The following is a 418-nucleotide window of genomic DNA, read 5'->3' as shown; positions in this document are numbered from 1 at the left end:
AATACGGAAGTTGAATTTAATGTTTTATTTCAACAAATTGAACAAGCCTTTGGTAGACCGTTATCTCCGTTTGAAATCGAAACGTTAAACCAATGGTTAGATATTGATAAACATGAATTAAGTGTCATTCAAGCTGCTCTAGATGAAGCGACGAGCCAGAATAAGTTAAGTTTTAAATATATCGATCGTATTTTATTAAATTGGAAAAAAAATAATGTAAAAACAATTGAAGATTCTAAAAAAATTAGTCGCCAATTCAATCAACCTAAAATGAAGCATACAATTAAAAAAGTGCCTAAATTCGACTGGCTGAACGGGGAGAATCCAAATGATAAGTAATAAAAAAGCATTAGAAATGGTTGATGTCATAGCAAATATGTTTCCAAATGCTGAATGTGAGCTCAAACATGACAATCCT

General features: G+C 30.9%; 1 protein-coding gene and 1 pseudogene. Both read left to right on the top strand.

Annotated features, from left to right (window positions below):
- A partial coding sequence (locus KA878_RS14490) for a DnaD domain-containing protein (protein WP_245336780.1) occupies positions 1 to 339 on the top strand: 339 nt, incomplete at its 5' end.
- Positions 329 to 418, top strand: a pseudogene (locus tag KA878_RS14090) (endonuclease III); the annotation flags it as partial. The gene KA878_RS14490 and the pseudogene KA878_RS14090, both read left to right, overlap by 11 nt.

The sequence above is a fragment of the Staphylococcus sp. GDY8P57P genome (genome assembly GCF_017892585.1).
GTDB classification, from domain to species: Bacteria; Bacillota; Bacilli; order Staphylococcales; family Staphylococcaceae; genus Staphylococcus; species Staphylococcus borealis.
Note: the sequence above shows the minus strand (reverse complement) of the source record. Positions and strands in the feature narration are given on the sequence as shown.